Raw genomic sequence first — 24730 nt, 5'->3', positions numbered from 1 at the left:
GCCCGGCGGCCACCCATTGGCCACTGATGTCCCATGAACGGACAAGGACAGAAACAAAGAGACAAGGAGTCAACCCATGCTGGAAATGCAGATCCAACCCCGCTTTCAGGAGACGGATGCCCTCGGCCATATCAACAATACGGTGCCGGCGGTCTGGTTCGAATCGGCGCGGGATCCCCTGTTCCGGATCTTCTCCCCCGATCTGGATGTGCATAACTGGCATCTGATCATCGCGGGCTATACGGTGCAGTTCAAACGGGAGCTGTTCTACGGCCAGCCGGTCACCATCAAGACTGGCGTGCGCCGCATCGGCACCAGTTCCTTTACGGTCTGGCAGGAGGCCTGGCAGGGCGGCGAACTGGCCGTCACCGCCGAAACGACCCTGATCCATTTTGACTACCGGGCCCGCCAATCCCTGCCCCTGAGTGATGCTCACCGGGAAGGGCTGCGGGCCTGGCTGACAGAGAGTTAACCACGGGCCGGATGGCCCATCACAGGAGTGCTATGTACAACTCAATGCGCAACACAGCGATCGCGCTGACCCTGGGATTCTGCTCCCTCCCTTCTCTGGCCGCTTCTCTCGCCGAGCAGTTTACCCTGATGGAGAAGGGGGCCGAGAGCGCCCTCGATACCCGTCAATTCAGCCATGACGGCGTCGATATCAAGGCCTGGATCGATGGCGCCCCCGTCATCATCGCCGTGCCCATCATGAACGAGCTGGGCAAGCTGGAAGGGGAGAGCCGCTACTACTTCAAGGGCGGCCAGCTGTTCGGGGTCAAAGAGCCCGCCGCCCAGTTTGCCTTTGATGACAGCGGCAAGCTGACCCAGTGGCTGGACGAGAAGGGTCAGCCCGCCGAGTTCGTCAGCAAAATGAGCATGCAGCAGCGTCAGGAGTGGCTCACCAAGCGAGCCGCCGAGCTGAGCAAGCTGTTTGTGGTGAGCGCGGCCGAACAGAAGGCGGCCAAGGGGGGCGTCAAGCTGAAGGGGGCGGATCTCGCTCACTGGCTCTGCAACGGCAAACTGATGGATCTCGCCCACGGCGACAAGGTGATCTTCGAGCAGGATAAGCTGAAGATTGGCGAGCAGGGGATCGAAGGGGAGGTCTCCCTGCGTCAGGAGAAGGGGTGGCAGGAGCTGAGCCTCAAGTGCGAGGTGCAGGGCACTCAGGTGACCCGCCTCACCTGGCAGCCGCTGCCGGGTGCCAACAAGCCGCAATAAGCGCAATAGCAAGGGGGCCCATCGCGGGCCCCCTTCTCATTCGGCTTGTGGCTCCCCCAGCTTGAGCCGGGTGAGTGCCTCGACCCGGCGCCACTGGCCGGGTTCGAACCAGCGGGCCAGCAGCTCCTGCTGCTGTACGGCCCGGGCCTCGTTCGGTAGTTGCCTGAGCTCGGCCAGAAAGCCGCTGAGCTGCTCCTCGAACCCTTGCCGGTTCTGCTCCAACTGGTGCATCCGATCCACCGCTTCCTGCCCCCCCGTCTCCAGCAGCAGAGCCTCCCGTTTGGCTGGCTCCATCTGCGCCAGCTCTTGCAACTCCTCAAGCAGGCGGCTGTTGGCCTCCGCCTCGCGAAACCAGCCCGGTTGCTCCGCCAGCCAGAGATCCAGCTCGCTGGCCAGCTGCGACTTGTCGCTGTCTTTTGCTTCCGCCAGCGCCCTGCGGCGCAGGGTCAGCTGCTCCATCAGTCGATCCTCGGCAAACAGCTGGGCCTGCTCGGCCGGGGTAAAGCTCTGCTGGCGCAGTTGCTCCCGCTCGTCAAACAGGATCTGCAAGCTGGCGAGGGAGATTTCGGTGGGCACCGTCAGGCTGCTCTGGGCGGAGACAAAGGTGCGATAGCGCGCCTGCAGGGCATCGGCGGCCTCCTGCTCGGGATCGTGCGGGTGGCTCTGTGCATGCTGGCTGGCTTGAGCGGGGGATGAGTCTGCCGTCGGTGCTGTGGGCCAGAGCAACACCCCGCCAAGCAGCAGGGTGATGGCGCAGGGCACGACGAGCAGGGTGGCTATCTTCATAGTCCCAGCTCCTTGAGACGGTTGGCATGCTGGCGATAGAGGGTGACCGGATCGGTCTCGAACAGATGGTGGATACCGAAGGACTGGTTCACTTCGTCCAGATGGTTCATCCGGTAGCCGGTGCCGATCACCTTGCCGAGGTGGCTGCTGCAGACCCCGACCAGTCCGTCATTGGGCTCCTTGAAGAAGGCACCGGTCAGCGCCAGCGCAGGATCCACCGGATCCAGCAGATTGGTCAGGTTGCCGCGCCCGCTCCAGGAGAAGTAGTAGACGCCGTTGCTGGCCTGCATCGGCCCCTCGCCGCAATAGCGGCTGGGCAGCCCCTCCGGGTAGCGCTGGTTGAACTGGCTGGCCCCCTTGCTGGTGAGGGCATCGAGGGCGGCGACCGGATCTTGCGGCAGTTGGCTCCCGCCCGAGAGCAGTGAAATCATGCCGGAGAGGGCGTGGGCCGCGGCGGCAGCCAGCTTCTCGGCGGCGCTGCCGGGGGCGGCATTGGCCCGCACCAGATCGGCAATCTCGGAGCCGTAGTTGACCCCGCCGACGCTGGTGGCGGAGGCGACCAGCTCGGGGGCGACCGAGGCGACATAGCGAATGGTGGGGCCGCCGTGGGAGTGGCCGATCAGGTTGACCTTCTCGGCGCCGGTGGCCGCCAGCAGCAGCTCAACCTGGGCGAGCAGTTGCTCCCCCCGTTGCTCCGAACTGGCGGTGGCTGACACCTGGGCCACGTAGACTTTGGCACCATCCCGGCTCAGGGCCTGGGGAATGCCGTAGAAGTAATCGACCCCGAGCAGCTTGTCGAAGCCGAACAGGCCGTGCACCAGCACTATGGGGTAGCGGGTCTGGGTGTATCCGCTGGCGTGTGCCAGCATGGGCAGGGTGCAGAGCAGCACCAGAAGCCATCTCTTCATCATCAGCATCCTTGTTGATTCGTGAGGAACAGATTGTGTGGCGTACTCCATGTTCGCCGGTGCCAGTATGGTGGCTGCTGACGGGAGAGGCTGTGAGGGGGATCGCAACTCGGGATTCAAAAGGGATTGAGGGTACGGGCGGGGAGGCTGTGCTCCCCGCCCTGCGGCTTATTGCCACTCCACCAGGTGATACTGCTTCTTGCCCCGGCGCAGCAGCAGGTAGCGACCAAACAGCCGATCATCGGCACTCAGCTGTTCATCCTGCTTGATCACACCATTGAGGCTGATGGCCCCCGCCGCCAGCAGCTCGCGGGCGATGCGTTTGGAGTTCGCCAGACCGCAGCTGACCAGCAGGCTGATCAGATCCGTCTCGCCGCTGACGGTGCTGCACGGCATGCCATCCTGCGCCAGCTGGGCCAGATCGCTCTCGCCGAGGCGAGCTACATCGCCGCTAAACAGCAGTTCGCTGATGCGCTGCACCGCAGCCAGCGCCGCTTTGCCGTGTACCAGCTCGGTCAGCTCGTTCGCCAGCACCTGCTGGGCCTGCTTTCGCCCCTGCCGCTTGGCATCTTCCGCCTCCAGTGCATCAATCTCGCTCAGCGACATAAAGCTGTAGTAGCGCAGGAAGCGGTAGACATCCTCATCCGCGGTACCGAGCCAGAACTGGTAGAAGGCGTAAGGGGAGGTGAGCGCCGGATCGAGCCAGACTGCACCACCCTCGGTCTTGCCAAACTTGGTGCCGTCCGCCTTGGTGATAAGGGGCAGGGTCATGCCGTGCACCTGTGCCTGATGGAGACGACGGGTGAGATCCATGCCGCTGGTGATATTGCCCCACTGGTCGTTGCCGCCAATCTGCAGGGTGCAACCGAGCCGCTGGTGCAGCACCGCAAAGTCGTAGGATTGCAGCAGAGCGTAGGAGAACTCGGTGAACGAGATGCCCTGATCCGGGCGGGCCAGTCGCTGGCGCACCGACTCCCGCGCCAGCATTGCATTGACCGAGAAGTGCTTGCCGATATCCCGCAGAAAATCGAGGGCGGACATCTGCCCCATCCAGTCGCCATTGTTGACCAGTTGCGGGGCCGACAGGCCCTCATCGGCGGGCAGCAGCGCCCTGATTTGGGCCGACAGGCTGGCGACCCAACCCTGCACGGTATCGGCACTGTTGAGGCTGCGCTCGGTCGCCTTGAAGCTGGGATCGCCAATAAGGCCGGTTGCCCCGCCCACCAGTGCCACCGGGGTGTGGCCCGCCAGCTGGAAGCGGCGCAGCATCAAGAGCGGCACCAGATGACCGATATGCAGGCTGCCGGCGGTGGGATCGAACCCGCAATAGACGGTGCGCGGGGTGGCAAGATGATCGGCCAGGGCCGCCGGGTCGGAATTCTGGGCCACAAGGCCGCGCTCGGTCAGCTCATCGAGCAGGTGGGGGTTGATCATGGGTGCTCCAACAACAGGGGAAAAGCCGTCATCCTCGCCGTTCTGGCCGGTGGCGGATATGTCCCCTGAGGGACTGTTTTGCCACTCTCGTGTTAGCATTCAGCCATAGCGGGGAATCGCTCCCCGTCACCGGAAACGTGCCACCATGACCCAGCCATTCACCACAGATGCCTTGACCCGCAGCATGACCGAGGTGGTCGATGCCCTGCACAGCAGCGCCTTTCCGGCGGCGCTGGTGCGGCTGATCCAGCAACAGGTGGCGTTTGATTGCGCCCTGCTGCTCGGGGTGGGGCAGCGCCCCGTCTACCTCTACGACAACCTCAATCATCAGCGGGCTCTGTTGTTTGACCGCTACCTCACCAGCCACTTCAGTCAGGATCCCTTTATGCAGGCGCTGGAGCAGGGCTTGCCTGCCGGCGTCTGGACGCTGGCGCAGGTCTCCCAAGGGCGGCTCGATCCCGAATATCGCCACCACTTCTATCAGGCCACCGGCTGGCAGGAGGAGGTGGGGCTGATCCTGCCGGTGCGGGACGGGCTGACGCTGATGTTGTTTCTGGGGCGACTCGACAAGCGCAGTACTCTCAGCCGTGACGAGCTGGCGAGGCTGGAGCTGCTGTTCCCGCTGGTGAATTCGCTCTGTCGTCAGCAGTGGCGGCAGAGCCAGCCGCTGCTGGCCCAGAGCACGGCGCTGCCAGATAGCGCCAGCCTCAAGAGCGCGGTGGAGCTGGCGATGGCGAGTGTCGGGGGGGATCTGCTCACCCGGCGCGAGCGGCAGGTGGCGGAGTTGCTGCTGCAGGGGCTGGATACGGAGGCGATTGCCGCGGAGCTCGGGATTGGCAGCGGCACGGTGAAGAATCACCGCAAGCATCTCTATGGCAAGCTGCGGCTCGGCTCGCGGGCAGAGCTGTTCAATCTCTTTCTGAACCACCTCATTACGGCTCCGGTGGAGGCATCACAGGCGTTATCGGCGGGAGATAAAGAGAATCCGCCATAGGGCGGGCCGGAGTTACTCGATGCGCGGGATGGTGGGAGTGGTTTCGGGCAGGATACTGAGCAACTGGTAGCGCTTCATCAGCTGCTTGTATTCATCCCCCTGTCTGACCTTGTCCAGCGCTTGTTGCAGGCGGGCAACCTGTTGCTTGTTTGCCCTCAGGTTGAAGGCGAAGCAGTTATCCTGCTCTTCAATAATCGCGACGGTGACAAAATCCTCGCTGGGAAAACCCAACTCCTTGGCCTGATGGCGCAACATCACCTCGTTGCCCGCCACCAGATCGGTGCGTGCCATGATGAGCTGGCGCACCACCTGATCCATGCGCTCCACCGACATCATATTGCCCGGGCTGATCCCACGGTTGAGCAGCAACTGTTCCCCGACATCCGCCTGCATCACACCAATCTGCAGCTTGGCGAGATCCGCTTTGCTGGCCACTTTGGGGGCATCCTGCTTGCGGCCGACCAGCGCGACCCTGGAGTGGCTGATGGGGCAGACCCAGAGGAAGTGGGGATCCCGCTCCTTGGTGTGCGCTGTGGTAAAGAGCACGGCCTCTTGCTGTTGGGTCAGCAGATACCAGCCGCGGGCCCAGGGCAGAAAGTGGATGGGGTGCTCCGGCTCCCCCATTTCGCGCCACATCAGGCGCAGCAACTCGACCGCCAACCCCACAGGCTGACCATTTTTATCCTGGCCATTGAGCGGCATGTTCTGCTCCGAATAGTAGATAAGTGCCGGAGCCGGGAGCGCGATAAACAGGGCGAGAGAAGCGAGAGCAGGGAGCAGACGACGCATGATGCACTCCTTGTGCGGGTAGTTACCTAACAGTCTATGTGGCCTTTTCCATAACGTCATGATCCGGTAACGGGATAAAAAACAGGCCACCTTTCGGTGGCCTGTCGGTTTATTTGAGCAGGGCTTCCATCTCCGCCTCTGCCTTGGCGCGAGCCTCTGCCTTGGCGCGAGCCTTGGCCTCCGCTACTCTGGCGGCATCGGCAATGCTCTCTCCGGCCGTATGGGATGCGGCACTGACGGCCTGCCGGGCTGGTTCTGCAACGGCCTTGGTTGCCTCTTGTGTCACGGTAGCTGTAGCGCTGCTGACAGCCTGTTTGGCCGGAGCGGCAACGGCTTTGGTCGCTTCTTGTGTCACGGTCGCCGCGGCACTGCTGACGGTCTGTTTGGCCGGAGAGGCAACAACCTTGGTTGCCTCTTGCGTCACGGTCGCAGCGGCGCTGCTGACGGCTTGCTTGGCAGGCGCGGCAACGGCCTTGGTGGCTTCTTGGGTCGCGGTGGCAGCGGCGCTGCTGACGGCTTGCTTGGCAGGAGCGGCAACGGCCTTGGTGGCTTCTTGCGTCACGGTGGCAGCAGTGCTGCTCACCGCTTGCTTGGCTGGCGCAGTGACAGCGGTGGTTGCACTACGGGTCAGATCGGTCGCACTTTGGCTCACCGTTTGGGTGGCCTGCCTTGTGGCGTTTGCGGCTGCGCCGCTGATGGCCTGGCTGGCGCTGTTGGTCAGCGAGCCGGTGACGCCGCGGGTCACTGTGCCCAGCGCGCTGCCAAGGGATAAGGGGGAGGCGCCACTCTGACTGGTCGCCGCGCCGGTCAGGGCATTGGTAGTCGGGGTGAGCTGGCTGGTGGGGGTCTGCCAGCCCTGCATGGCGGTTGGCCAGGTCGGTGCCGTGCCCGCCAGATTTTCGCCGAAGGTCAGGGTGGTGCCATCCCCTTTTTGCAGCAATACCGACATCTGGTTGGTTTGCGAGTTCCACACCATCCCCGCCTGCTTGGCGATATCCGGCACGGGCGCATACTCGGAGACCACATAGAAAAGCGGCCCCTCCTGCTGTAACTTGTCGGCAGTCTTGAGCAACTGCATGGTGCTGTCGTAGTTGGGGCCAAGGATGGCGGTCATCCGATCCTTGATCAGGGGTTGTTCGAACAGATTGACCTCGTTCGGGTCAAAGCCGACCAGCGGCTTGAGCAGGGTCCACATCAACTGGCTGGTGGGGCTCATCATCAGCAATGGGGCAACGCAGGCGGACAACATCAGGCTCAGGCAGGCCGCCTGAAGCAACGGCATGATACGCATTGGGATAATATCCAAATAACGATTTGATAAATAAGGTTATATTTTGTCAGGATGTGACAAATTCACCGGAAGTTTGCGCGTGGCAGTGAGAGACTGCCCGCAGGCGCTGGCAGGCTACCATATTGGTTCCACAATGCCAGCAGGCAGTATGATAGTCAGTCAAGTAAACCCCGGGGCTGGTCGACTCTTCGAGAGTGCCTCCCATCGAAACAGGATCCCCCTCATGAAGAATGTACTGCTCTGCCTGCTGGCCTCCCTCTGGCTCGCCCCCGCTCTGGCCGCGTCCAAAACCACTGTGGTGGGCGAGTCTGCCAGTCCCGAGCTGGTGTTGCCGCTGGGCTCATTGCCCGAGCGGGTCTGCTGGTTTGCGGATCAGAAATATTCCGAAGGGGCCCGCATTCTGCAGGGAGATATCTGGCTGGAGTGCGGCCCGCTAAACGACCTCGAGAGCAATGGCCCGTTGGCCTGGCGCTCTCCTGCGGTGGTGTTGCCTGCCACCTGGGGGGCAAAAAATCAGAAGACGATTTCCGTGGGTCAGTGAGGCTTTTCTTGATCCAGCTAAAGACATGGACGTGATCCCTGTCGCATAATGCAGCTCCTTTCTTCTCTTGGCTGGAACCTAAGAAATGGCTCGTCGCTCTTCCAATGCACAACGTCGTCGCAGTAGCTGGTGGTACAAACGCTTGTTGGCAAGGGAGCGGGAAGAGCGCGAAGCGCGTTCCGTCCGGGATTGATACAGCATTGAAAAACGGAGCCTCGGGCTCCGTTTTTGCGTTTATTTCTCTTAGCAGAATAACAACGGGGGCCATCAGGCCCCCGTTTTGTTTTTGCAGATCTTGCCTGCTTGCGGCTTAGCGCTGCAAGGCGGCCAGTGCCAGTTCGACTCGTTTGGCGTACTCGGGGTCGGCCTGCTCGAAGTGTTTGAGCTGGGCTGCGACGATGGCGTCATCCTCCACATTGATGAGGGAGCGGGCCAGGTTGGCGGCGAGCCGCGAACGCTGTCCCTCGTCCATGATGCGGAACAGGTTGCCCGGCTGGCTGTAGTAGTCGCTGTCGTAGTCACGGAAGTCGTAGTGCAGGGCGGCCCCTTCCAGGCTCAGCGCCGGTTCGTGCTGTTCGCTCGGCTGCTGGGTACCGAAACGGTTCGGCTGGTAGTTGGGGCTGGCGCCGCCATTGCTGTCTGCCCGCATGGCACCGTCACGATGGGCACCGTGATGGAACGGGCAGCGCGGGGCATTGACCGGCAGCAGACCGTGGTTGACGCCAAGGCGATAGCGCTGGGTGTCGCCGTAGGAGAAGAGCCGCCCTTGCAACATGCGATCCGGCGAGAAGCCGATACCGGGCACCACGTTGGCCGGGGTAAAGGCGGCCTGCTCCACATGGGCGAAGTAGTTGTCCGGGTTCTGGTTGAGCTCCAGCACGCCCACCGGGATCAGCGGGTAGTCGCTGTGCGGCCACACCTTGGTGAGGTCGAACGGGTGGATGTTGTAAGTCTGGGCTTCGGCCTCCGGCATCACCTGCACATAGACCTTCCAGCGCGGGAAGTCGCCCCGCTCGATGGCATTGAACAGATCCGCCTGACTGGTCTCCCGATCCTGCCCGACGGCGGTGGCGGCCTCTTCATCGGTGTAGAAGCTGTGGCCCTGCTCGGTCTTGAAGTGGAACTTGACCCAGAAGCGCTCGTTAGCGTCGTTGATAAAGCTGAAGGTGTGGCTGCCGTAGCCGTTCATCTCCCGCAGGCTCTTGGGGATGCCGCGATCGCTGAACAGTATGGTGACCTGATGCAGGGATTCCGGATGGCGTGACCAGAAGTCCCAGGCGGCGGTGGCGCTGCGCAGGTTGGTGCGCGGATCCCGCTTCTGGGTGTGGATGAAGTCAGGGAATTTCAGCGGATCGCGGATGAAAAAGACCGGGGTGTTGTTACCCACCAGATCCCAGTTGCCCTGCTCGGTATAGAACTTGAGAGCGAAGCCGCGCACATCGCGTTCGGCATCGGCGGCGCCCTTCTCACCAGCTACGGTGGAGAAACGCAGGAACACCGGTGTTTGCTTGCCGATGGCGCTGAACAGATCGGCCTTGCTGAACTGGCTGATGTCGTGGGTCACGGTAAAGGTGCCGTAGGCGCCCGAGCCCTTAGCGTGAACCACCCGCTCGGGAATGCGCTCGCGGTCGAAGTGGGCGAGTTTCTCCATCAACCAGATGTCTTGCATCAATACGGGGCCGCGCGGGCCGGCGGTGAGGCTGTTGTTGTTGTCGACGACGGGGGCGCCGTTGGCGCTGTGCAGGGTCTTGTCAGTCATGGCTTCTCTCCTTGTTGATATGGGACCAGCCTACGGATCTGCGCAGTGATGGGCCAATGGGCCTTTCCTCGCTCTTTGATAGGCAAGACAAATGGGTACAGGTGGGGGATGTGTAACCGCGCTGGATATTGCATGATGGAGGTTTCGAGAAGGAGCCTCATATGCAGATTACTATCCGTCATGCCGAACCCGCCGATGCCCCCGCCTTGCGGGATCTCTATTCCATGCCTAATGCCCAGGCGGGCACTTTGCACCTGCCTATGCCACCCCTTAGCCAGTGGCAGAAGCGGTTGGAGAGCGACAGCGTGGTGGCACTGGTCGCCGACGTTGACGGCCTGCTGGTAGGCCAGCTCTCGCTGCTGGTTGAGCCCAATCCCAGACGCAAGCATGTGGCCGGGATTGGCATGGGAGTGCGGGATGACTGGGCTGGCAAGGGGGTGGGCTCTGCCCTGATGGCCGCGGCGCTGGATCTGGCCGATAACTGGCTCAACCTGCACCGGATTGAGCTGACCGTCTATACCGACAATGAGGCCGCACAGGCGCTTTATCGCAAGTTCGGTTTTACCGAGGAGGGGCGAGCCCGTGACTATGCCTTCCGCCAAGGGCGTTATGTGGATGCGCTCTATATGGCCAGAGTCGCGGGGGGCGCCAGTCGCTAACGGTATGGTCGACTATCATGCCAGATTGCGCCCGGTGATCCGGGCGCTGGAGCAGAATCCCGATCTCTCCATTGAAATGCTGGCAAGCAGTGCCTGCTTGTCTTTCTACCATTTTCACCGGGTGTTTACGGCTGTGGCGGGGGAGACGCCCGGGGAGATGTGTCGTCGTCTGCGCATCCAGCGGGCAGCTTGGCAGCTCTGCTATTCCGATGCCAGTGTCACGGCCATTGCGTTGGGGGCGGGGCTCGCCAGCTCCCAGGCGTTTGCCAAGGTATTTCGCCGTTACTATGGTTGCACGCCGGGAGAGTTTCGCCGCGACAAGAGCAAGAATGGACACTTGATGAGCAAGGATGGACACGCACTTGTGCAGCCGAATCCTTATGCTGAGGGTCACTCATCAGCAAGGAGCAATACCATGAAAACCATCGAGATGGACGCCCGCACTCTGGCCTATATGCGTGTCACCGGCCCCTATGGCGAGGGGTATGACCCCGTCTGCAGCCAGCTGCATCAGTGGCTCAGCGCCCGCGGTCTGGAAGGTGGGGAGTGGATCTTCATCTATCACGATAACCCCGAGGTGACTCCGCCAGCCCAGTGTCGCACTGACATCGGGGTGACGGTGCCTGCGGGGACGGTGGGAATGGGAGCGGTCGAGATCCAGCTTATTCCCGCCGGTCGTTACGCCCAGTCCCGTTATCTTATTACCGACCGCAGTCAGTATGGCCCGCGTTGGCAGGAACATATCGGCGACATCGTTGCTGCCGGGCTGGAGTTTGGCAATGGTCCCTGCTTCGAGCTCTATCACAGCATGAGCGATGATCCGGTGCAGGACGATGTCAGCTTTTGCTCCAGCCTCAAGGGGTAGGGCGCAGAAGGGAAAGCTGAGCGGTACATCATGTCGCGCAGAAACGAGAGAGCCGGACAGTGTCCGGCTCTTTTGCATCTGGCGGATAGGGCGGCGGTTAGCGCTGGAACCCCTTCTGGGCGAACTTGGGTCTGGCATTCATGATCTGCTCCACCTGCTCGTCGCTCATCTTGCCGCGCGACAGCCCCAGCACCTTGTAGGTGAGCAGCGGTCGGGCGGGCAGGGCGATCATCAGGGCGCGGATCTGGTTCTCGTCATCCTTCTCCCGGGTCGGCTTGCCGTAGGCGTAGGTGAGGACGCCGGCATCCATCAGGTTTTTGACGGCGGGTTCGGTGATCGGCAAGTTTATGACGCTTTTACGCTGCAGCACGAACTCGCGCAGCACCGCTTTCTCGTTGAAGTCGAGGAAGCCGATCATCTGGGCCAGCTGATCCTGCTGACGGCGCGCCTGCCACTCTTCGCATGCCCACTCCCAGGCGATCAGGAAGCCCTGACTGCAGAAGTAGGAGATGGCGATCAGCATGCCGACTCCCAGCCAGGCCGCATGATCCGCAGCCCACTGGCTGACGGCCCCTTTCATCAGCCCGGCCGGAAACAGCAGAATGATGCTGCAGCAGAGCAACAACCAGACCATCAGCCAATTGAGGCGGTTCAGTTGATAGAAATGTTGGATCCACCGTTTCATTGTTCATCCTTCCCAAACTGTTGTGGATAGTGAACTACCTACAGCAATCGGTGTGCCAACAGCGCAATAGCGGTGGGGAGGAGGGGCTGGCGAGGTTACATTCCCTTACAACTTATTGAATGAGTTGTCATTAATTTGCCTTGTGAGGCGGGGGGCTAGTTGCTAAAACGTCCCCTCAGTCATTGGGGAGTAGCAACCCGCCCGCATTCCGGGCCGGGCCCATGTCAACACTCTTGGATCCTCGTATCCATGGCATGGGCGGCGATAGGCACTATCGCTCTGCAAGACCTTTGGCCTCGATATGCACGCCAGCCGGGCGAGCCATGTCGGGTCCATCGGTTATTCTGCTCGCCTGGCGGTATCTATTATGTTGATTACCCTGCTGTTATTTCTCGTCTCTGCGGTCACCATCTACCTTGCCTGCGAATACTTCGTCAACGGCATCGAGTGGACCGGCCACCACTTCAAACTCTCCCAAAGCGCCACCGGTTCGCTGCTGGCGGCACTGGGTACGGCGCTACCCGAGTGTATCGTGACCCTGACCGCTCTGCTGATGGGCAACACAACCGCCAAGCAGGAGATCGGCATTGGCGCCGCCCTTGGCGGGCCGCTGGTGTTGGCGACCATCGGCTATGCGGCAGTCGGCCTCACCCTGCTGCTTTGCATGGGGCGTACCGAACGGGCCATCGATGGCGAGGTGCAGCGCGAGATTGGCCGGGATCAGCGCTGGTTTATCGGCATCTTTCTGGTGGCGACCGCGCTGGGGCTGGTCGCCTTCACCGGCAAGAGCTGGCTGGCCCCGCTCTTCCTGCTGGTCTACCTCGTCTATGTAAGGCGCGAGCTGAAACAGAGTGACAGCCACGAAGTCGAATTGCCGGAGCCCCTCAAATTGGCACCCGATGCCGGGATCCCGCCCCTTGGCAAGGTGTTGCTGCAGACGTTGGCTGCGCTGGTGGTGGTAGCGCTGGCGGCCCAGCTGTTTGTCCATCAGCTGGAGAGCATGGGCGAGCTGTTTGGCCTCTCTCCGGTGCTGGCGGCCCTGCTGCTGAGTCCGGTGGCGACCGAGATGCCGGAGCTGATGAACGTGCTGATCTGGGTGCGGCAGGGAAAGAACCGGCTGGCGCTGGCCAATATCTCCGGGGCCATGATGATCCAGGGCACTATCCCCAAGGCCTTCTGTCTGCTCTTTACCCCCTGGTTGCTGGATGGCGCCATGATGGCCTCCTCGCTGGTGACGATGCTGGCAGTGGGCTTGCTCTGGTGGGGGTTCAGAAAGGGGGTCATGACCGCCGGGCGGTTGGCGCTGGTTGGTCTGCTCTATCTCGGTTTCTGCGGCTGGCTGCTGGTGAGCTGAAACGGGAGGCGCGGATATGAAAAAGCCCCCTTGGGTCAGGGGGCTTTGCTGTCGCGGTTGGTCGCAGCGCTTACAGCGCGGCGATTTCGGCCTGCTGGGCTTCCAGCTTGGTCAGCTGGAGACGGTAATCTTCCAGCTTCTCGCGCTCTTTGGCGATGACCGCTTCCGGTGCTTTGGCGACGAAGGCTTCGTTGCCGAGTTTGCCTTCGATACGGCCGCACTCGCCCACCAGACGGGCAACCTCTTTGGCCAGACGGGCCAGTTCGGCATCCTTGTCGATGAGACCGGCCATCGGGATCATCAGCTCGGTGGCACCGATCAGCTTCTTCACTGACAGCGGTGCGGTTTCACCTTCGCTAAGTACGCGGATGGACTCCAGACGGGCCAGCGACTTGAGGAAGGCTTCGTTGTCGGCGGCACGCTGGGCATCCTTGGCATCGCACTGGAGCAGCACGTTCAGGGGCACGCTCGGGGCCACGTTCATCTCGGCGCGGATGTTGCGGATGCTGACGATGAACTCCTTCACCCACTCCTGATCCGCCATCGCGGCTTCGTCCACCTTGGCGGCATCGAACTCCGGGAAGGCCTGAATCATGATGGTGTCGGCGTGTACGCCAGCCAGCGGGGCGACCGATTTCCAGATGGTCTCGGTGATGAACGGGATGATCGGGTGCGCCAGACGCAGCAGGGTTTCGAGCACAGTCACGAGGGTGTGGCGGGCAGCGCGCTGCTCGGCCTCGGAACCCTTGGTCAGTACCGGCTTGGTCAGCTCCAGATACCAGTCACAGAACTGGTTCCAGATAAATTCGTACAGCACGCCAGCCGCGATGTCGAAGCGGTAGGTATCGAGGGCGGTACGGAAGTCACGGATGGCCACTTGCAGCTGAGACTGGATCCAGCGATCCGCCAGACTGAACTGCATCTCGCCGCCGTTGAAGCCGCAATCCTGATCTTCGGTGTTCATCAGCACATAGCGGGAGGCGTTCCACAGCTTGTTGCAGAAGTTGTTGTAGCCGTCCAGGCGCTTCATGTCCCAGTTGATGTCACGACCGGTAGAGGCCAGCGCGGCCAGAGTGAAGCGCAGGGCGTCGGTACCGTGGGCATCGATCCCTTCCGGGAATTGCTTGGCGGTACGCTTGGCGATCTTCTCGGCCATCTGCGGCTGCATCATGTTGCCTGTGCGCTTCTCCAGCAGGTCTTCCAGCGAGATACCGTCGATCATGTCGAGCGGGTCCAGCACGTTGCCCTTGGACTTGGACATCTTCTGGCCCTCTTCGTCACGGATAAGACCGGTGATGTAGACGGTCTTGAACGGGACTTGCGGCTGGCCGTTTTCGTCCTTGATGAAGTGCATGGTCATCATGATCATCCGGGCAATCCAGAAGAAGATGATGTCGAAGCCGCTCATCAGCACGTCGGTCGGGTGGAAGGTCTTGAGTGCCTCGGTGTTGTTCGGCCAGCCCAGAGTGGAGAAGGTCCACAGGGCGGAGCTGAACCAGGTGTCGAGCACGTCTTCGTCCTGACGCAGTACGGTTACGGCCGGGATGCTGTGCTTGGCGCGCACTTCGTCTTCGCTGCGGCCAACGTAGACGTTGCCGGCGTCGTCATACCATGCCGGGATGCGGTGACCCCACCACAGCTGACGGGAGACGCACCAGTCCTGAATGTCGCGCATCCAGGAGAAGTACATGTTTTCGTACTGTTTCGGCACGAACTGGATGCGGCCATCTTCCACCGCCTCGATGGCGGTCTTGGCCATCGGCGCCACGCGCACGTACCACTGGTCGGTCAGCATCGGCTCGATGGGCACGCCACCGCGATCGCCGTAAGGCTGTTGCAGCACGTGATCCTTGATCTCGTCCAGCAGACCCAGCTCTTCAAGCTTGGCCAGAATCGCTTTACGGGCGGCGAAGCGCTCCAGACCGGCGAACTCGGCCGGCAGGGCGGCGTCGTAGGCAGTGCTCGGGTTGCCGTTGGTGTCGACAACTTCGGCCTCGGCACGCACGTGGGCGTCCAGCGTGAAGATGTTGATCATCGGCAGGCTGTGGCGCTTGCCCACTTCGTTATCGTTGAAGTCGTGGGCAGGGGTGATCTTCACGCAACCGGTGCCCTTCTCCATGTCGGCGTGTTCGTCGGCGACGATGGGGATCAGACGGTTCACCAGCGGTAGCAGGATGTGCTGGCCGATCAGTGCCTTGTAGCGCGGATCTTCCGGGTTCACGGCCACGGCGGTATCGCCCAGCATGGTCTCCGGACGGGTGGTGGCGACGATCAGGTAATCCTTGCCTTCGGCGGTCTTGGCGCCGTTGGCCAGCGGGTAGCGCAGGTGCCACATGTGGCCCTTGATCTCGCGGTTCTCCACTTCCAGATCGGAGATGGCGGTGTTGAGTTTCGGATCCCAGTTCACCAGACGCTTGCCTCGGTACATCAGGCCATCTTCGTAAAGACGAACGAACACTTCCTGCACGGCGGCGGAGAGACCCTCATCCATGGTAAAGCGCTCGCGCTCCCAATCCACGGAGTCGCCCAGACGGCGCATCTGGCGGGTGATGGTGCCACCGGACTCTTCCTTCCACTGCCAAATCTTGTCGATGAAGGCATCACGGCCGTAATCGTGGCGAGTCTTGCCCTCTTCTGCGGCGATCTTGCGCTCAACCACCATCTGGGTGGCGATACCGGCGTGGTCGGTACCTGCCTGCCACAGGGTGTTTTTGCCCTGCATGCGGTTGTAGCGGATCAGGGTATCCATCAGGGTTTGCTGGAAGGCGTGACCCATGTGCAGGCTGCCGGTGACGTTCGGCGGCGGGATCATGATGCAGAAGGAGTCTTTGCTGGTGTCGCCGTGGGGCTTGAAGTAACCCTGGGCTTCCCAGTGCTGATAGAGCGCCTGTTCGATGGCGTTGTGATTAAAAGTCTTTTCCATGGTCTCGCCGTAATCTGGATGGATGGAGTCTGGTGTTGATTCTTTATGGATCAATTGGTTGCAGTCAGGGCTGCGCCGGATCCGGTGCGGCAAGGACGGGCTGCTCCCTCATTTCGAGGGTATGGCCTGCCTGGCGATAGTGCTTGTAGCGCTCGCGGGCTTGCTGCTTTTGTGTTTCGTCAGTGGGGACAAAATCTACCACTTGAGCGAAGTGTCCTGCAAACAAAGGTGTCGCAGTGGCCAGATTGATGAGGCGGGCGTAGCGCCGTTTCGGTGGCTGATAGCCGATCTCCACCGGGGCCATGCCGCTTTCGCCTTGCAGCTGGTGCGGCACGAAGCGCTCCGGCGGCAGCTGCCACAACAGTTCGTCGAGGCGCAGGGCCTGGGCCTCGTCGTTGCAGAGCAGGTAGATATGGCCCGCCCCCCACGACTCGGCCGCAAGAGTGCAGGCCAGTCGCTCGACCGCAGAGGCCTGCGCGTCATCCTGTTCGCTCATCAGGTAAAAGGTCACTTGGCTCATCAGGTTGATCCCGTTTTGCGGTGACGGACTGTTGACCGCCTCATGAGGCTGACGGGGCGTTTCCCGTCCGCAGCTCACTGATTCAAGAATGAAACAAGGAAGAGGCGGGCCTCTTCCTTGTGGTTCAGGGTAACGCCAACCCTTCCGATGCAGCCATCGGCAGGGGCCGGAGAGTTACTCTTTCTCTTCGATATCCACGCCAGCCCGGTTCAGCAGGAACTGGGTCAGCAGGGGCACCGGACGACCGGTGGAGCCTTTATCCTTGCCACTCTTCCAGGCGGTCCCGGCGATATCCAGGTGGGCCCAGTTGTACTTCTTGGTGAAGCGTGACAGGAAGGCGGCTGCGGTGATGGTGCCGGCCGGACGACCGCCGATGTTGGCCATGTCGGCGAACGGGCTGTCGATCTGCTCCTGATACTCGTCAAACAGCGGCAGACGCCAGGCGCGATCACCCGCCTGCTCGGAGGCGTTGAGCAGCTCGTGGGCCAGCGGGTTGTGGTTGGCCAGCAGACCCGAGGTGTGGTGACCCAGCGCGATGACGCAGGCACCGGTCAGGGTCGCCACGTCGATCACGGTTTCCGGATCGAAGCGGTCCACATAGGTCAGCGCATCACACAGCACCAGACGACCTTCCGCATCGGTGTTGAGCACTTCGATGGTCTGGCCGGACATGGAGGTGAGGATGTCACCCGGACGATAGGCGTTGCCACCCGGCATGTTCTCGCAGCCAGCCAGTACACCGATGACGTTGATCGGCAGTTGCAGCTGGGCCAGCGCATGCATGGTACCGAGCACGGAGGCGGCGCCACCCATGTCGTACTTCATCTCGTCCATGCCGTCGGCCGGTTTGATGGAGATGCCGCCGGAGTCAAAGGTCAGTCCCTTGCCGACCAGCACGATGGGCTTGGCATCCGGATGACCCTTGTATTCGATGATGGCCATCATGGCTTCGTTATCGGAGCCGCGGGCCACCGCCAGATAGGAGTTCATGCCGAGCTCGGCCATCTCCTGCTCGCCCACCACCTTGGTGGTGATGTTGTCGTAGGCATCGGCCAGACGACGGGCCTGGGAGGCCAGATAGGCCGGGTTGCAGACGTTGGGCGGCATGTTCGCCACGTCGCGGCAGACCCGCACACCCTTGGCCACGGCCAGACCGTGAGCGATGGCTTTTTCACCAATGGTCAGTTCCCGACGCGTCGGCACGTTGAATACCAGCTTGCGCAGCGGGCGACGTGGCTCGGCCTTGTTGGTCTTGAACTGATCGAAGCTGTAGAGGCCCGCCTTGGTGGTTTCTACCGCCTGGCGCACCTTCCAATAGGTATCCCGACCCTTGACGTGCAGCTCGGTGAGGAAGCAGACCGCTTCCATGGAGCCGGTTTCGTTCAGGGTTGTGATGGTCTTGTTGATGATCTGCTTGTACTGGCGTTCGTCGAGTTCCCGCTCCTTGCCGCATCCGACCAGCAGTACGCGCTCACTGAGCACGCCCGGTACTTGATGCAGCAGCAGCATCTGGCCTGGTTTCCCTTCCAGGTCGCCACGGCGCAGCAGCGAACTGATATAGCCATCGCTGATCTTGTCCAGTTGTTCGGCAACCGGAGAGAGGCGACGAGGCTCAAATACGCCGACTACGACGCAGGCGCTCCGTTGCTTCTCTGGACTGCCACTCTTTACACTGAACTCCATGGAATCTCCTACATCCTAAAGACAAAAGGCACCTTTTATTGAATAATGCGGTGCTTGTTGGGGTATCAGAGGCGGAGCGAACAGCCACAGGCTCCGCAGTTCAAACTGGTAAAAATCCAATATATGGCCCTATTTTTCAGGCATTCGACTAAAAACACAAGTTTACTTGGGAATGACTGTGATCGTTTTCCGATATTTGTTCAGGGAAACCCTGAAAACCCAGCTGGCAGTGTTATTCGTATTGCTGCTTATCTTTGTCAGCCAACAATTTATCAAGATCATCGGTGACGCCGCCGATGGCGAGGTGCCGACACGTCTGGTCTCCACCCTGCTGCTGCTCAACTTGCCCAATATGGCGTTGTTGATGCTGCCTATCAGTCTCTTTTTAGCCATTTTGTTTGCCCATGGTCGCCTCTACGCCGAAAGCGAGATGACGGTGATGCATGCGGTCGGCTTCAGCCACCGTTTCGTGATGCGCAGCGCCATGTTGCTGGCCTTGCTGACGGCTGTGGTCGCGGCGTTCAACACCGGCTGGATCGCCCCGCAGGCCAAGGAGCGCGAGTATCAGGTGATCGACGAGTTCAAGGCGGACCCGGGTATCTCCTTCCTGCAGGCGGGCCGCTTTATGGAGCTCGACAAGGGGCGTCTGGTTGCCTATATCCAGGATTTGAACGACAACGGCTCAAAACTGCAAAAGATCTTCGTGCTGCAGCGGGCGGAGGGGAATAATCCTCCCTCGGTGGTGGTGGCGACCGAAGGGGTGGTGACGGTCGATGAGAACGGCCTGCAGTGGCTGACTCTGATGGATGGCTCCCGCTACGAGGGGAACTTCTCCGGCAAGCAGTTCCAGATCTCCGATTTTCGCGAATATGGTCTAGTGATCCGCCAGCAGGAGATGGAGCGTTCCAACCGCAAGGCGGCGGCCAAGCCGACCATGGAACTGTTCGGTACCCAGGACAACGCCATGATGGCGGAATTGCAGTGGCGTATCTCGCTGCCCCTCTCCATTCCGGTGCTCACCCTGCTGGTGGTACCGCTGGCGCGGGTCAATCCCCGTCAGGGGCGCTACGCCAAGCTGTTGCCGGCCATCATGCTGTATCTCTCCTACTTCCTGCTGCTCAGCGCCGCCCGTTCGGCCATCGACAGCGGTCGGCTGCCCTACTGGCCGGGGATGTTCCTGGTGCCGCTCGGTTACCTGCTGTTTATCGGCCTGCCCCTCAATCTGCAGGGCACCAGCTGGTGGAACGGGGTGAAGGGCCGCTATTTCAACAGAAAATCAGCATGATGCTGCAACCATAGGAACTTCTGCTGATGTTTGGCATTCTCGATAGATATATCGGTCGGGTCATTTTCATGTCGATCCTGCTGTGTGAAATAACGCTGGTTGGCCTTGCTGCACTCATCAAGTATGTAGAGCAGCTCAAGTCGGTCGGTGACGGCAACTACGACATGATCAACGCCCTCTACTATGTGCTGCTCTCCATGCCCAAGGAGGCGGTGCTCTTCTTCCCGTTGGCCGCGCTGCTGGGTGGCCTGATTGGCCTGGGTCAGCTGGCGACCAGCTCCGAGCTGGTGGTGATGCAGGCGGCGGGTCGTTCCAAGATCAGTATCGTGATGGCGGCGCTCAAGACGGCGATCCCGCTGATGATCATGGTGGGGCTGATGGGGGAGTATGTGGCCCCCATCGCCAAGCGGATGGCAGATGACATCAAGGCGGGGGCGCTGTCCGAAGGTCGTCTGACGGTTTCCGCCTACGGGGTGTGGGCTCGCGATGGCAATAACTTCGTCAATATCAACGGGGTGCGTAACGATGGCGCCCTCACCGGCATCACCCTCTATCGCTTCACCCCCGAGCGCAAGCTGATCGACGTGGTGCAGGCGCAGGAGGGTGTGTTCGAGCGTCACCACTGGCTGCTCAAGCAGACCCAGGTTACCCGCTTCGACGATCCCGCGCAGATCCGCAGCGAGCAGCATGGCAAGATGGAGTGGAGCTCAGAGTTGACGCCCAAACAGCTGGGGGTGGTGAGTATCGACCCCGAGAACCTCTCGGTCTCCGGTCTGCTCGACTACATCGGCTATCTCGATGCCAACAAGCAGGATGCCGGTCGTTACAAGTTGGAGATGTGGCGCAAATTACTGTCACCGCTCTCGGTGGTGGCGATGATCCTGCTGGCCTCCTCCTTCATCTTCGGCCCGCTACGCTCGGTGAGCATGGGCGCGCGGATGCTGATGGGGATCATGACCGGCTTCGCCGTCTATGTGAGTGATCGGGTGTTTGGCCCCATCAGTCTGGTCTATGCGGTACCGCCGATTCTGGCGGCTATTGCGCCCAGCCTGCTGTTTGGCGGCATCTCCTTCTACATCCTTAGCCGCAAGCAGTAATCCGCACGAGGTTATGAGGAAATGCAAAGAGGGCACCTGTTGGTGCCCTCTTTCGTTATTGCATTGATCCGGGATTACTTGTTCAACAATTCCAGATTTGCCTCTTTGCTCAGCACAATCACTTCGCACTCGGCCCAGATATCCTGGAACGCCCGTGGGCGCTGGCGGTTAAACAGGCACATCAGGTTGCCCAGACCAAAGGCGGCGGTAGCGAGCCGGATCAGCGCCTGAGTAACGCGGATGTGGCTGCCATCCTCGTTCTGAATGCGCAGCCGCCAGGCGCGCATGCCGACGGTCTGGCCAGCGCGGGTCCAGAACCAGGTGTAGAAACCGCAGATGACGAAGGCGAGCCACAGGGTGTAGATCAGGCTCAGGTGGTGGCGGGTCAGCAACCAGACGGTATCTTCACCAGCCGGTACGCTGGCCATGCCGGTGACCAGCAACAGCTTGGCGACACCCATGCCGATAAAGCCGGCGATGATCAGCAGCGAAGTCACCACCAGCGCATCATAGATCAGGGCGCCGAGGCGACGCATCAGACCCGCTGACGGGTATGGCTGAGTGGCGGGAGAGGGGGATTTTTGTTGGACTTTTTTAGGCTTGGCCATCGTTTTTATTCCATTAAGATGATGGCGGCATTCTATGTAACTGGCCCCGCATCGGCAAGGCGTTGAATAAATGAACAAACGGGAGTGTTCAATCGAAAAACACCTTGCATGGCATCGCGCCATTCGTATAATCCCTCGCAGTTGCCCGGGTGGCGAAATCGGTAGACGCAGCGGATTCAAAATCCGCCGGTGAATAACCGTGTCGGTTCGAGTCCGACCCCGGGCACCATCAAATTCATGACAAAAGGCCATCAGCAATGATGGCCTTTTGTTTTTTTGGCGTTTCTGCGCTTTTGGGGCGTTACTGTTGAGCTGGCAGTACTTCCTGTTACCTCTTGGTATCCCTTCTCTTTTCCTGCTCTCCATTATTTCCTTTTCTTGATATAGCCGCTGACGGCATCACCGCCAGCGGCCTGTTTCTATTGCGGTTTTTTCCAAACCTTGCTGCATCAGAACATGGTTGCCGCACTATCCCAGCAGGGCAAACAGCAGGGTACCGAGGGTGCCTGCGAGCGTCAGCGCGATGATGGCTCTGGGTGTGCCGTGCAGCTTGGTCCACATAAACAGGCTGGTGAGGGCGAGCAGCAGCAGGGCCAGGGCGGCGATATCGCCAAACAGCTGCCAGCCGAGGCCGGTGCCCATGCCGCGGTGCAGCCGGTTGAGGCTGGCGGCAAAGTTGGCCAGTTGCAGGTCGGTACGTACCAGCAGGGTACCCTCAACATAGCTGGCAGCCACGCTCTGGCTGAGGGTGACGCCGCGCATTTCCCACTTGGCGGGCAGGATGAGCAGGCCGTTCGGGGTGGGCAGGGTCTGGGCCGGGGTGATCATGGTTCGCCCGTCGGCAAAGGTATCGGGATAGCGCTGTTGCAGCAGGATTTTCAGCTGCTCCGGGCTGGCGAGTGGCGCCTTGAGCACTATCTCTTCACTCGATTTGTCGGTGTGGGGGCCGGGGATGGGCAACACGGCACGGTGTTGCAGCCAGAGACCGGTGATGCCGTACATCAGCATCAGGGCGAGGGTAAAAAAACCGGCCCAGGCATGGAGGCGGCGTACCCATTTGTTGTTGTGAAGGGGAACTCTTCTGCGTTTCATCGTGGTTGCTTCATAAAAAACTGGCCAGCAAGGGCTGGCCAGTCGGGGGGGTTGTCACAGAGTTCAGAAACGGTAGGTACCGGTCAGGCTCAGCTGACGGGGTGTACCCGGCATGATCTGGTTGGCACTGGTGGCGCTGACGAAGTACTCGTGGTCGGTCAGGTTTTCGGCGCTCAGCTCGGCTTCCCACTGCTGCCAGCGATAACCGGCGCGCGCATCGAAGCGGGCGTAACCGGGCAGTGTGGTGGTGTTGGCGTTGTCGGCAAAGCGATCGCCCACCGCCGTTACTCCGGTTTCGCCGAACCAGCCCTGCTCGCCACTCTTGTAGCCGAGATAGAGCTGGCCATTCTGACGGGAGACGTTCATCGGGCGCTTGCCCTGCAGATCCGCATCCGCCTTGACCTGCTCCGCATCCTGAATGGCGAAGCCGCCACGCAGATAGATCTCGTCGGTCAGCTCGGCACGGGCGCTCAGCTCGACACCCTCGGTACGCTGCAGGCCGGTGAGGATCACCTTGGTGGGATCCAGCGGATCCTTGGTGCGCTTGTTGTACATCTCCAGTCGATAGAGGGAGAGGGTGGTCGCCAGCTTGCCGTTCAGCCAGTCACTCTTCACGCCACCTTCGTAGAGGCGGGTGTGCTGGGGTTCCAGCCCGTTATTCTTGTCGCCCGGGGTGATGCCGATCAGCTCGCCGCCCACCGGAGTGAAGGTCTTGCTGTAGGAGGTGTAGAAGGCGTGATCCTCTAGGGGATTCCACACCAGACCGAGGCGCGGGCTCAGGCTGTTGACCGAGACGCTCTCCTCCTTGTTGAGGTCGTAGCGGCGACTGGTGACGGTGAAGTCGTCACGGCGCAGCCCGCCAACCAGATGCCAGTCACCCAGGCTGAGCTGATCCTGCAGATAGAGGCCATTGCCGCGCACCTTGTGTTTGGCGTCGCTGGAGAGCTTCATGGCGCCATTGTAGGTAGGCAGTGAGCCCGGATCGTAGAGATTGCCAGACGGAATGGCGGTGGCGTTCTGGTAGAGCTTGGGTGTGCGCTCCTGCCAGTTCTGCTCGAAGCCAACCAGCAGGCGATGTTCCACCGGGCCGGTCTGGAACAGACCTTCGGCCTCGGTGTTGCTGATCAGGTTCTTCGCTTTCAGATCCTGCTGCCAGCGGGAGCGGCTCACCTGATCCCCTTTGACGCTGGTGACATAGGTGTTGTCAAACTGGCTGTCGAGGGTGGAGTAACCGAGCTGCTGGCGCAACTGCCACTGATCGTTGATATCCCAGGAGAGGCGTGAGCGGGTGGATTGTGCCACGTCATCGATGAAGTCGCGGCTGGTATCGCTGTAGACATACTCTCGCGGCACATCGGCCGGACGGCCATTGACCCCGGGAATGCCGCGATCCGGGGTGCGGTCATGTTCGTTGCGCTCGTACTGCACCAGCCAGTTGAGGTTGTCGCTGATCTCCCAGTTGGCGGAAGGGGCCAGCAGAGTGCGCTTGCTCTTCACGCCGTTGCGGAAGCTATCTTTGTCCTCTTGCGCCATGTTGAGGCGCAGTTGCACCTGCTCACTCGCCTCGCCATTGAGGTCGGCGGCCAGACGCTGGCTGTCAAAGCTGCCGACCCGGGCGGTGACGCTGGACTCCTGCCCTTTTTGCGGCTTCTTGCTGACCCGGTTGACGATGCCCCCCGTGCTGCCGCGGCCGTAGAGCACGGCAGCCGGGCCCTTGAGCACTTCCACCCGCTCGATGTTGCCGAGATCCCGGGTGTACTGCATGTCGTCGCGGAACCCGTCGAGATAGAAGTCGTTGCTGGCGCTGAAGCCGCGGATATTGACCCCGTCGAAGCGGGTGTCACCGCTGGCGTTGACCCCGGGAATGCCGCTCAGGGCCTCACTCAGCGTTGGTTGGCCGAAGGCGGTCAGCTCGCTGACCTTGACGCTGTCGATGGTCTGGGGAACCAGCTTGGCTGGCGTATTGGTACGGGTTGCGGTGGCAACTTCCTGATGCTGGGAGCGTTTGCCAACCACAGTCATGGTTTCATCGGTGGCCTGGGCAGTGAAGCCGGTGCCCAGCAGTGCCAGCGAGACCAGCGTTCTGCGAAAGTGAGGGTGCTGCATATTCAATATTGACTCTTTGGATGTCGACCTGACGGCTCGAACATATTGATTTAATTATAATTAGCCTGGCCCGCTTAAGCGGGATGCCAATGATATTGATTTTCATTTGTCTGGCAAGGTGAAAATAGAGGGG

At 61.1% G+C, this 24730-nt stretch carries 22 protein-coding genes, 1 tRNA gene and 1 riboswitch; of the genes, 10 read left to right on the top strand and 13 right to left on the bottom strand.

Translation table 11 applies throughout. The annotated features are described in order from the left end of the window. Nucleotides 1-76: 76 nt before the first annotated feature. Together ACB042_RS19010 and ACB042_RS19005 are read left to right on the top strand one after the other, a co-directional pair. On the top strand, nt 77-472 hold the full coding sequence (locus ACB042_RS19010) for a thioesterase family protein (RefSeq protein WP_005336457.1): 396 nt from the start codon (nt 77-79) through the stop codon (nt 470-472). A gap of 44 nt (nt 473-516) precedes the next feature. Then, nucleotides 517-1218: a hypothetical protein gene (locus ACB042_RS19005; RefSeq protein ID WP_371178926.1), complete on the top strand. Its 702-nt coding sequence runs from the start codon at nt 517-519 to the stop codon at nt 1216-1218. Between the two features lie 36 nt (nt 1219-1254). Here ACB042_RS19005 and ACB042_RS19000 read toward each other — a convergent pair whose 3' ends face one another. The 3 genes from ACB042_RS19000 to tyrS form a co-directional block, all read right to left on the bottom strand. After that, a complete protein-coding gene (locus ACB042_RS19000; protein ID WP_371178923.1) occupies nt 1255-2004 on the bottom strand; it encodes a lipase secretion chaperone in 750 nt (249 codons plus the stop codon). Continuing rightward, a complete protein-coding gene (locus ACB042_RS18995) occupies nt 2001-2912 on the bottom strand; it encodes a triacylglycerol lipase (protein ID WP_136501650.1) in 912 nt (303 codons plus the stop codon). The genes ACB042_RS19000 and ACB042_RS18995 overlap by 4 nt, the downstream gene beginning before the upstream one ends. A gap of 168 nt (nt 2913-3080) precedes the next feature. Continuing rightward, a complete protein-coding gene (tyrS, locus tag ACB042_RS18990) occupies nt 3081-4346 on the bottom strand; it encodes a tyrosine--tRNA ligase (protein WP_368225688.1) in 1266 nt (421 codons plus the stop codon). A gap of 145 nt (nt 4347-4491) precedes the next feature. On the opposite strand from tyrS, the gene ACB042_RS18985 reads away from it, so the two are divergent. Further along, a complete protein-coding gene (locus ACB042_RS18985) occupies nt 4492-5340 on the top strand; it encodes a LuxR C-terminal-related transcriptional regulator (RefSeq protein ID WP_371178922.1) in 849 nt (282 codons plus the stop codon). A gap of 12 nt (nt 5341-5352) precedes the next feature. Here the strand turns inward: ACB042_RS18985 and ACB042_RS18980 are convergent, their stop codons facing one another. Next, entirely contained in the window at nt 5353-6129 is a 777-nt protein-coding gene (locus ACB042_RS18980; protein WP_263718931.1) for an ABC transporter substrate-binding protein, read from the bottom strand. Between the two features lie 109 nt (nt 6130-6238). Beyond that, entirely contained in the window at nt 6239-7420 is a 1182-nt protein-coding gene (locus ACB042_RS18975) for a hypothetical protein (protein ID WP_371178921.1), read from the bottom strand. Nucleotides 7421-7643: 223 nt separating this feature from the next. Here ACB042_RS18975 and ACB042_RS18970 point away from each other — a divergent pair, with 223 nt between their 5' ends. Further along, nucleotides 7644-7961, top strand: a complete 318-nt coding sequence (locus tag ACB042_RS18970) for a DUF1496 domain-containing protein (RefSeq protein ID WP_371178920.1) — start codon at nt 7644-7646, stop codon at nt 7959-7961. Nucleotides 7962-8271: 310 nt separating this feature from the next. On the opposite strand, the gene ACB042_RS18965 is transcribed toward ACB042_RS18970, so the two are convergent. After that, on the bottom strand, nt 8272-9720 hold the full coding sequence (locus tag ACB042_RS18965; protein ID WP_139442763.1) for a catalase: 1449 nt from the start codon (nt 9718-9720) through the stop codon (nt 8272-8274). Between the two features lie 161 nt (nt 9721-9881). Between ACB042_RS18965 and ACB042_RS18960 the strand changes: the two genes are divergently transcribed. Both ACB042_RS18960 and ACB042_RS18955 read left to right on the top strand, forming a co-directional pair. After that, nucleotides 9882-10379, top strand: coding sequence for a GNAT family N-acetyltransferase (locus ACB042_RS18960; protein WP_129503115.1), 498 nt, complete (start codon nt 9882-9884; stop codon nt 10377-10379). A gap of 4 nt (nt 10380-10383) precedes the next feature. Continuing rightward, nucleotides 10384-11244, top strand: coding sequence for a GyrI-like domain-containing protein (locus ACB042_RS18955; RefSeq protein WP_201952994.1), 861 nt, complete (start codon nt 10384-10386; stop codon nt 11242-11244). Nucleotides 11245-11341: 97 nt separating this feature from the next. Here ACB042_RS18955 and ACB042_RS18950 read toward each other — a convergent pair whose 3' ends face one another. Then, entirely contained in the window at nt 11342-11929 is a 588-nt protein-coding gene (locus tag ACB042_RS18950; protein ID WP_005336432.1) for a superinfection exclusion B family protein, read from the bottom strand. 172 nt (nt 11930-12101) lie between these two features. Then, nucleotides 12102-12208, top strand: a riboswitch (yybP-ykoY riboswitch). Nucleotides 12209-12296: 88 nt separating this feature from the next. On the opposite strand from ACB042_RS18950, the gene ACB042_RS18945 reads away from it, so the two are divergent. Then, nucleotides 12297-13283, top strand: coding sequence for a sodium:calcium antiporter (locus tag ACB042_RS18945; RefSeq protein ID WP_201952992.1), 987 nt, complete (start codon nt 12297-12299; stop codon nt 13281-13283). A gap of 70 nt (nt 13284-13353) precedes the next feature. Here ACB042_RS18945 and ACB042_RS18940 read toward each other — a convergent pair whose 3' ends face one another. The 3 genes from ACB042_RS18940 to pepA form a co-directional block, all read right to left on the bottom strand. Beyond that, nucleotides 13354-16206, bottom strand: a complete 2853-nt coding sequence (locus tag ACB042_RS18940) for a valine--tRNA ligase (RefSeq protein WP_182963108.1) — start codon at nt 16204-16206, stop codon at nt 13354-13356. Nucleotides 16207-16270: 64 nt separating this feature from the next. After that, nucleotides 16271-16726: a DNA polymerase III subunit chi gene (locus ACB042_RS18935; RefSeq protein WP_247823602.1), complete on the bottom strand. Its 456-nt coding sequence runs from the start codon at nt 16724-16726 to the stop codon at nt 16271-16273. 174 nt (nt 16727-16900) lie between these two features. Further along, nucleotides 16901-18409 carry a leucyl aminopeptidase gene (gene pepA, locus ACB042_RS18930; protein WP_005336423.1) on the bottom strand — a complete coding sequence of 503 codons (1509 nt, stop codon included), beginning with the start codon at nt 18407-18409 and terminating at the stop codon, nt 16901-16903. Between the two features lie 172 nt (nt 18410-18581). On the opposite strand from pepA, the gene lptF reads away from it, so the two are divergent. After that, entirely contained in the window at nt 18582-19694 is a 1113-nt protein-coding gene (gene lptF, locus ACB042_RS18925; protein WP_043821844.1) for an LPS export ABC transporter permease LptF, read from the top strand. Between the two features lie 26 nt (nt 19695-19720). Beyond that, nucleotides 19721-20791: an LPS export ABC transporter permease LptG gene (lptG, locus tag ACB042_RS18920; protein WP_323931068.1), complete on the top strand. Its 1071-nt coding sequence runs from the start codon at nt 19721-19723 to the stop codon at nt 20789-20791. A 74-nt stretch (nt 20792-20865) separates the two neighbouring features. Here the strand turns inward: lptG and ACB042_RS18915 are convergent, their stop codons facing one another. Then, nucleotides 20866-21399: an RDD family protein gene (locus tag ACB042_RS18915; protein WP_005356740.1), complete on the bottom strand. Its 534-nt coding sequence runs from the start codon at nt 21397-21399 to the stop codon at nt 20866-20868. 143 nt (nt 21400-21542) lie between these two features. Here ACB042_RS18915 and ACB042_RS18910 point away from each other — a divergent pair. Next, nucleotides 21543-21628: transfer RNA gene (locus ACB042_RS18910), tRNA-Leu, on the top strand. Nucleotides 21629-21867: 239 nt separating this feature from the next. On the opposite strand, the gene ACB042_RS18905 is transcribed toward ACB042_RS18910, so the two are convergent. Then, entirely contained in the window at nt 21868-22533 is a 666-nt protein-coding gene (locus tag ACB042_RS18905; RefSeq protein ID WP_323670580.1) for a PepSY-associated TM helix domain-containing protein, read from the bottom strand. A gap of 21 nt (nt 22534-22554) precedes the next feature. After that, a complete protein-coding gene (locus tag ACB042_RS18900; RefSeq protein WP_371178919.1) occupies nt 22555-24597 on the bottom strand; it encodes a TonB-dependent receptor in 2043 nt (680 codons plus the stop codon). Nucleotides 24598-24730: the final 133 nt, after the last annotated feature.

The organism is Aeromonas sp. S13(2024) (assembly GCF_041402405.1).
Classification (GTDB): domain Bacteria; phylum Pseudomonadota; class Gammaproteobacteria; order Enterobacterales; family Aeromonadaceae; genus Aeromonas; species Aeromonas veronii.
This window is presented reverse-complemented; position numbering and strand designations above follow the sequence as displayed.

What these genes read in the sequence shown, in the direction of transcription:
- ACB042_RS18900 (WP_371178919.1), bottom strand. Translation starts at nt 24,597, where the DNA reads ATGCAGCACCCTCACTTTCGCAGAACGCTGGTCTCGCTGGCACTGCTG.
- lptG (WP_323931068.1), top strand. Translation starts at nt 19,721, where the DNA reads ATGTTTGGCATTCTCGATAGATATATCGGTCGGGTCATTTTCATGTCG.
- ACB042_RS18960 (WP_129503115.1), top strand. Translation starts at nt 9,882, where the DNA reads ATGCAGATTACTATCCGTCATGCCGAACCCGCCGATGCCCCCGCCTTG.
- ACB042_RS18975 (WP_371178921.1), bottom strand. Translation starts at nt 7,420, where the DNA reads ATGCGTATCATGCCGTTGCTTCAGGCGGCCTGCCTGAGCCTGATGTTG.
- ACB042_RS18980 (WP_263718931.1), bottom strand. Translation starts at nt 6,129, where the DNA reads ATGCGTCGTCTGCTCCCTGCTCTCGCTTCTCTCGCCCTGTTTATCGCG.
- ACB042_RS18940 (WP_182963108.1), bottom strand. Translation starts at nt 16,206, where the DNA reads ATGGAAAAGACTTTTAATCACAACGCCATCGAACAGGCGCTCTATCAG.
- ACB042_RS19005 (WP_371178926.1), top strand. Translation starts at nt 517, where the DNA reads ATGCGCAACACAGCGATCGCGCTGACCCTGGGATTCTGCTCCCTCCCT.
- tyrS (WP_368225688.1), bottom strand. Translation starts at nt 4,346, where the DNA reads ATGATCAACCCCCACCTGCTCGATGAGCTGACCGAGCGCGGCCTTGTG.
- ACB042_RS18970 (WP_371178920.1), top strand. Translation starts at nt 7,644, where the DNA reads ATGAAGAATGTACTGCTCTGCCTGCTGGCCTCCCTCTGGCTCGCCCCC.
- ACB042_RS18935 (WP_247823602.1), bottom strand. Translation starts at nt 16,726, where the DNA reads ATGAGCCAAGTGACCTTTTACCTGATGAGCGAACAGGATGACGCGCAG.
- ACB042_RS18950 (WP_005336432.1), bottom strand. Translation starts at nt 11,929, where the DNA reads ATGAAACGGTGGATCCAACATTTCTATCAACTGAACCGCCTCAATTGG.
- pepA (WP_005336423.1), bottom strand. Translation starts at nt 18,409, where the DNA reads ATGGAGTTCAGTGTAAAGAGTGGCAGTCCAGAGAAGCAACGGAGCGCC.
- ACB042_RS18915 (WP_005356740.1), bottom strand. Translation starts at nt 21,399, where the DNA reads ATGGCCAAGCCTAAAAAAGTCCAACAAAAATCCCCCTCTCCCGCCACT.
- ACB042_RS18965 (WP_139442763.1), bottom strand. Translation starts at nt 9,720, where the DNA reads ATGACTGACAAGACCCTGCACAGCGCCAACGGCGCCCCCGTCGTCGAC.
- ACB042_RS19000 (WP_371178923.1), bottom strand. Translation starts at nt 2,004, where the DNA reads ATGAAGATAGCCACCCTGCTCGTCGTGCCCTGCGCCATCACCCTGCTG.
- ACB042_RS19010 (WP_005336457.1), top strand. Translation starts at nt 77, where the DNA reads ATGCTGGAAATGCAGATCCAACCCCGCTTTCAGGAGACGGATGCCCTC.
- ACB042_RS18995 (WP_136501650.1), bottom strand. Translation starts at nt 2,912, where the DNA reads ATGAAGAGATGGCTTCTGGTGCTGCTCTGCACCCTGCCCATGCTGGCA.
- ACB042_RS18945 (WP_201952992.1), top strand. Translation starts at nt 12,297, where the DNA reads ATGTTGATTACCCTGCTGTTATTTCTCGTCTCTGCGGTCACCATCTAC.
- ACB042_RS18985 (WP_371178922.1), top strand. Translation starts at nt 4,492, where the DNA reads ATGACCCAGCCATTCACCACAGATGCCTTGACCCGCAGCATGACCGAG.
- ACB042_RS18955 (WP_201952994.1), top strand. Translation starts at nt 10,384, where the DNA reads ATGGTCGACTATCATGCCAGATTGCGCCCGGTGATCCGGGCGCTGGAG.
- lptF (WP_043821844.1), top strand. Translation starts at nt 18,582, where the DNA reads ATGACTGTGATCGTTTTCCGATATTTGTTCAGGGAAACCCTGAAAACC.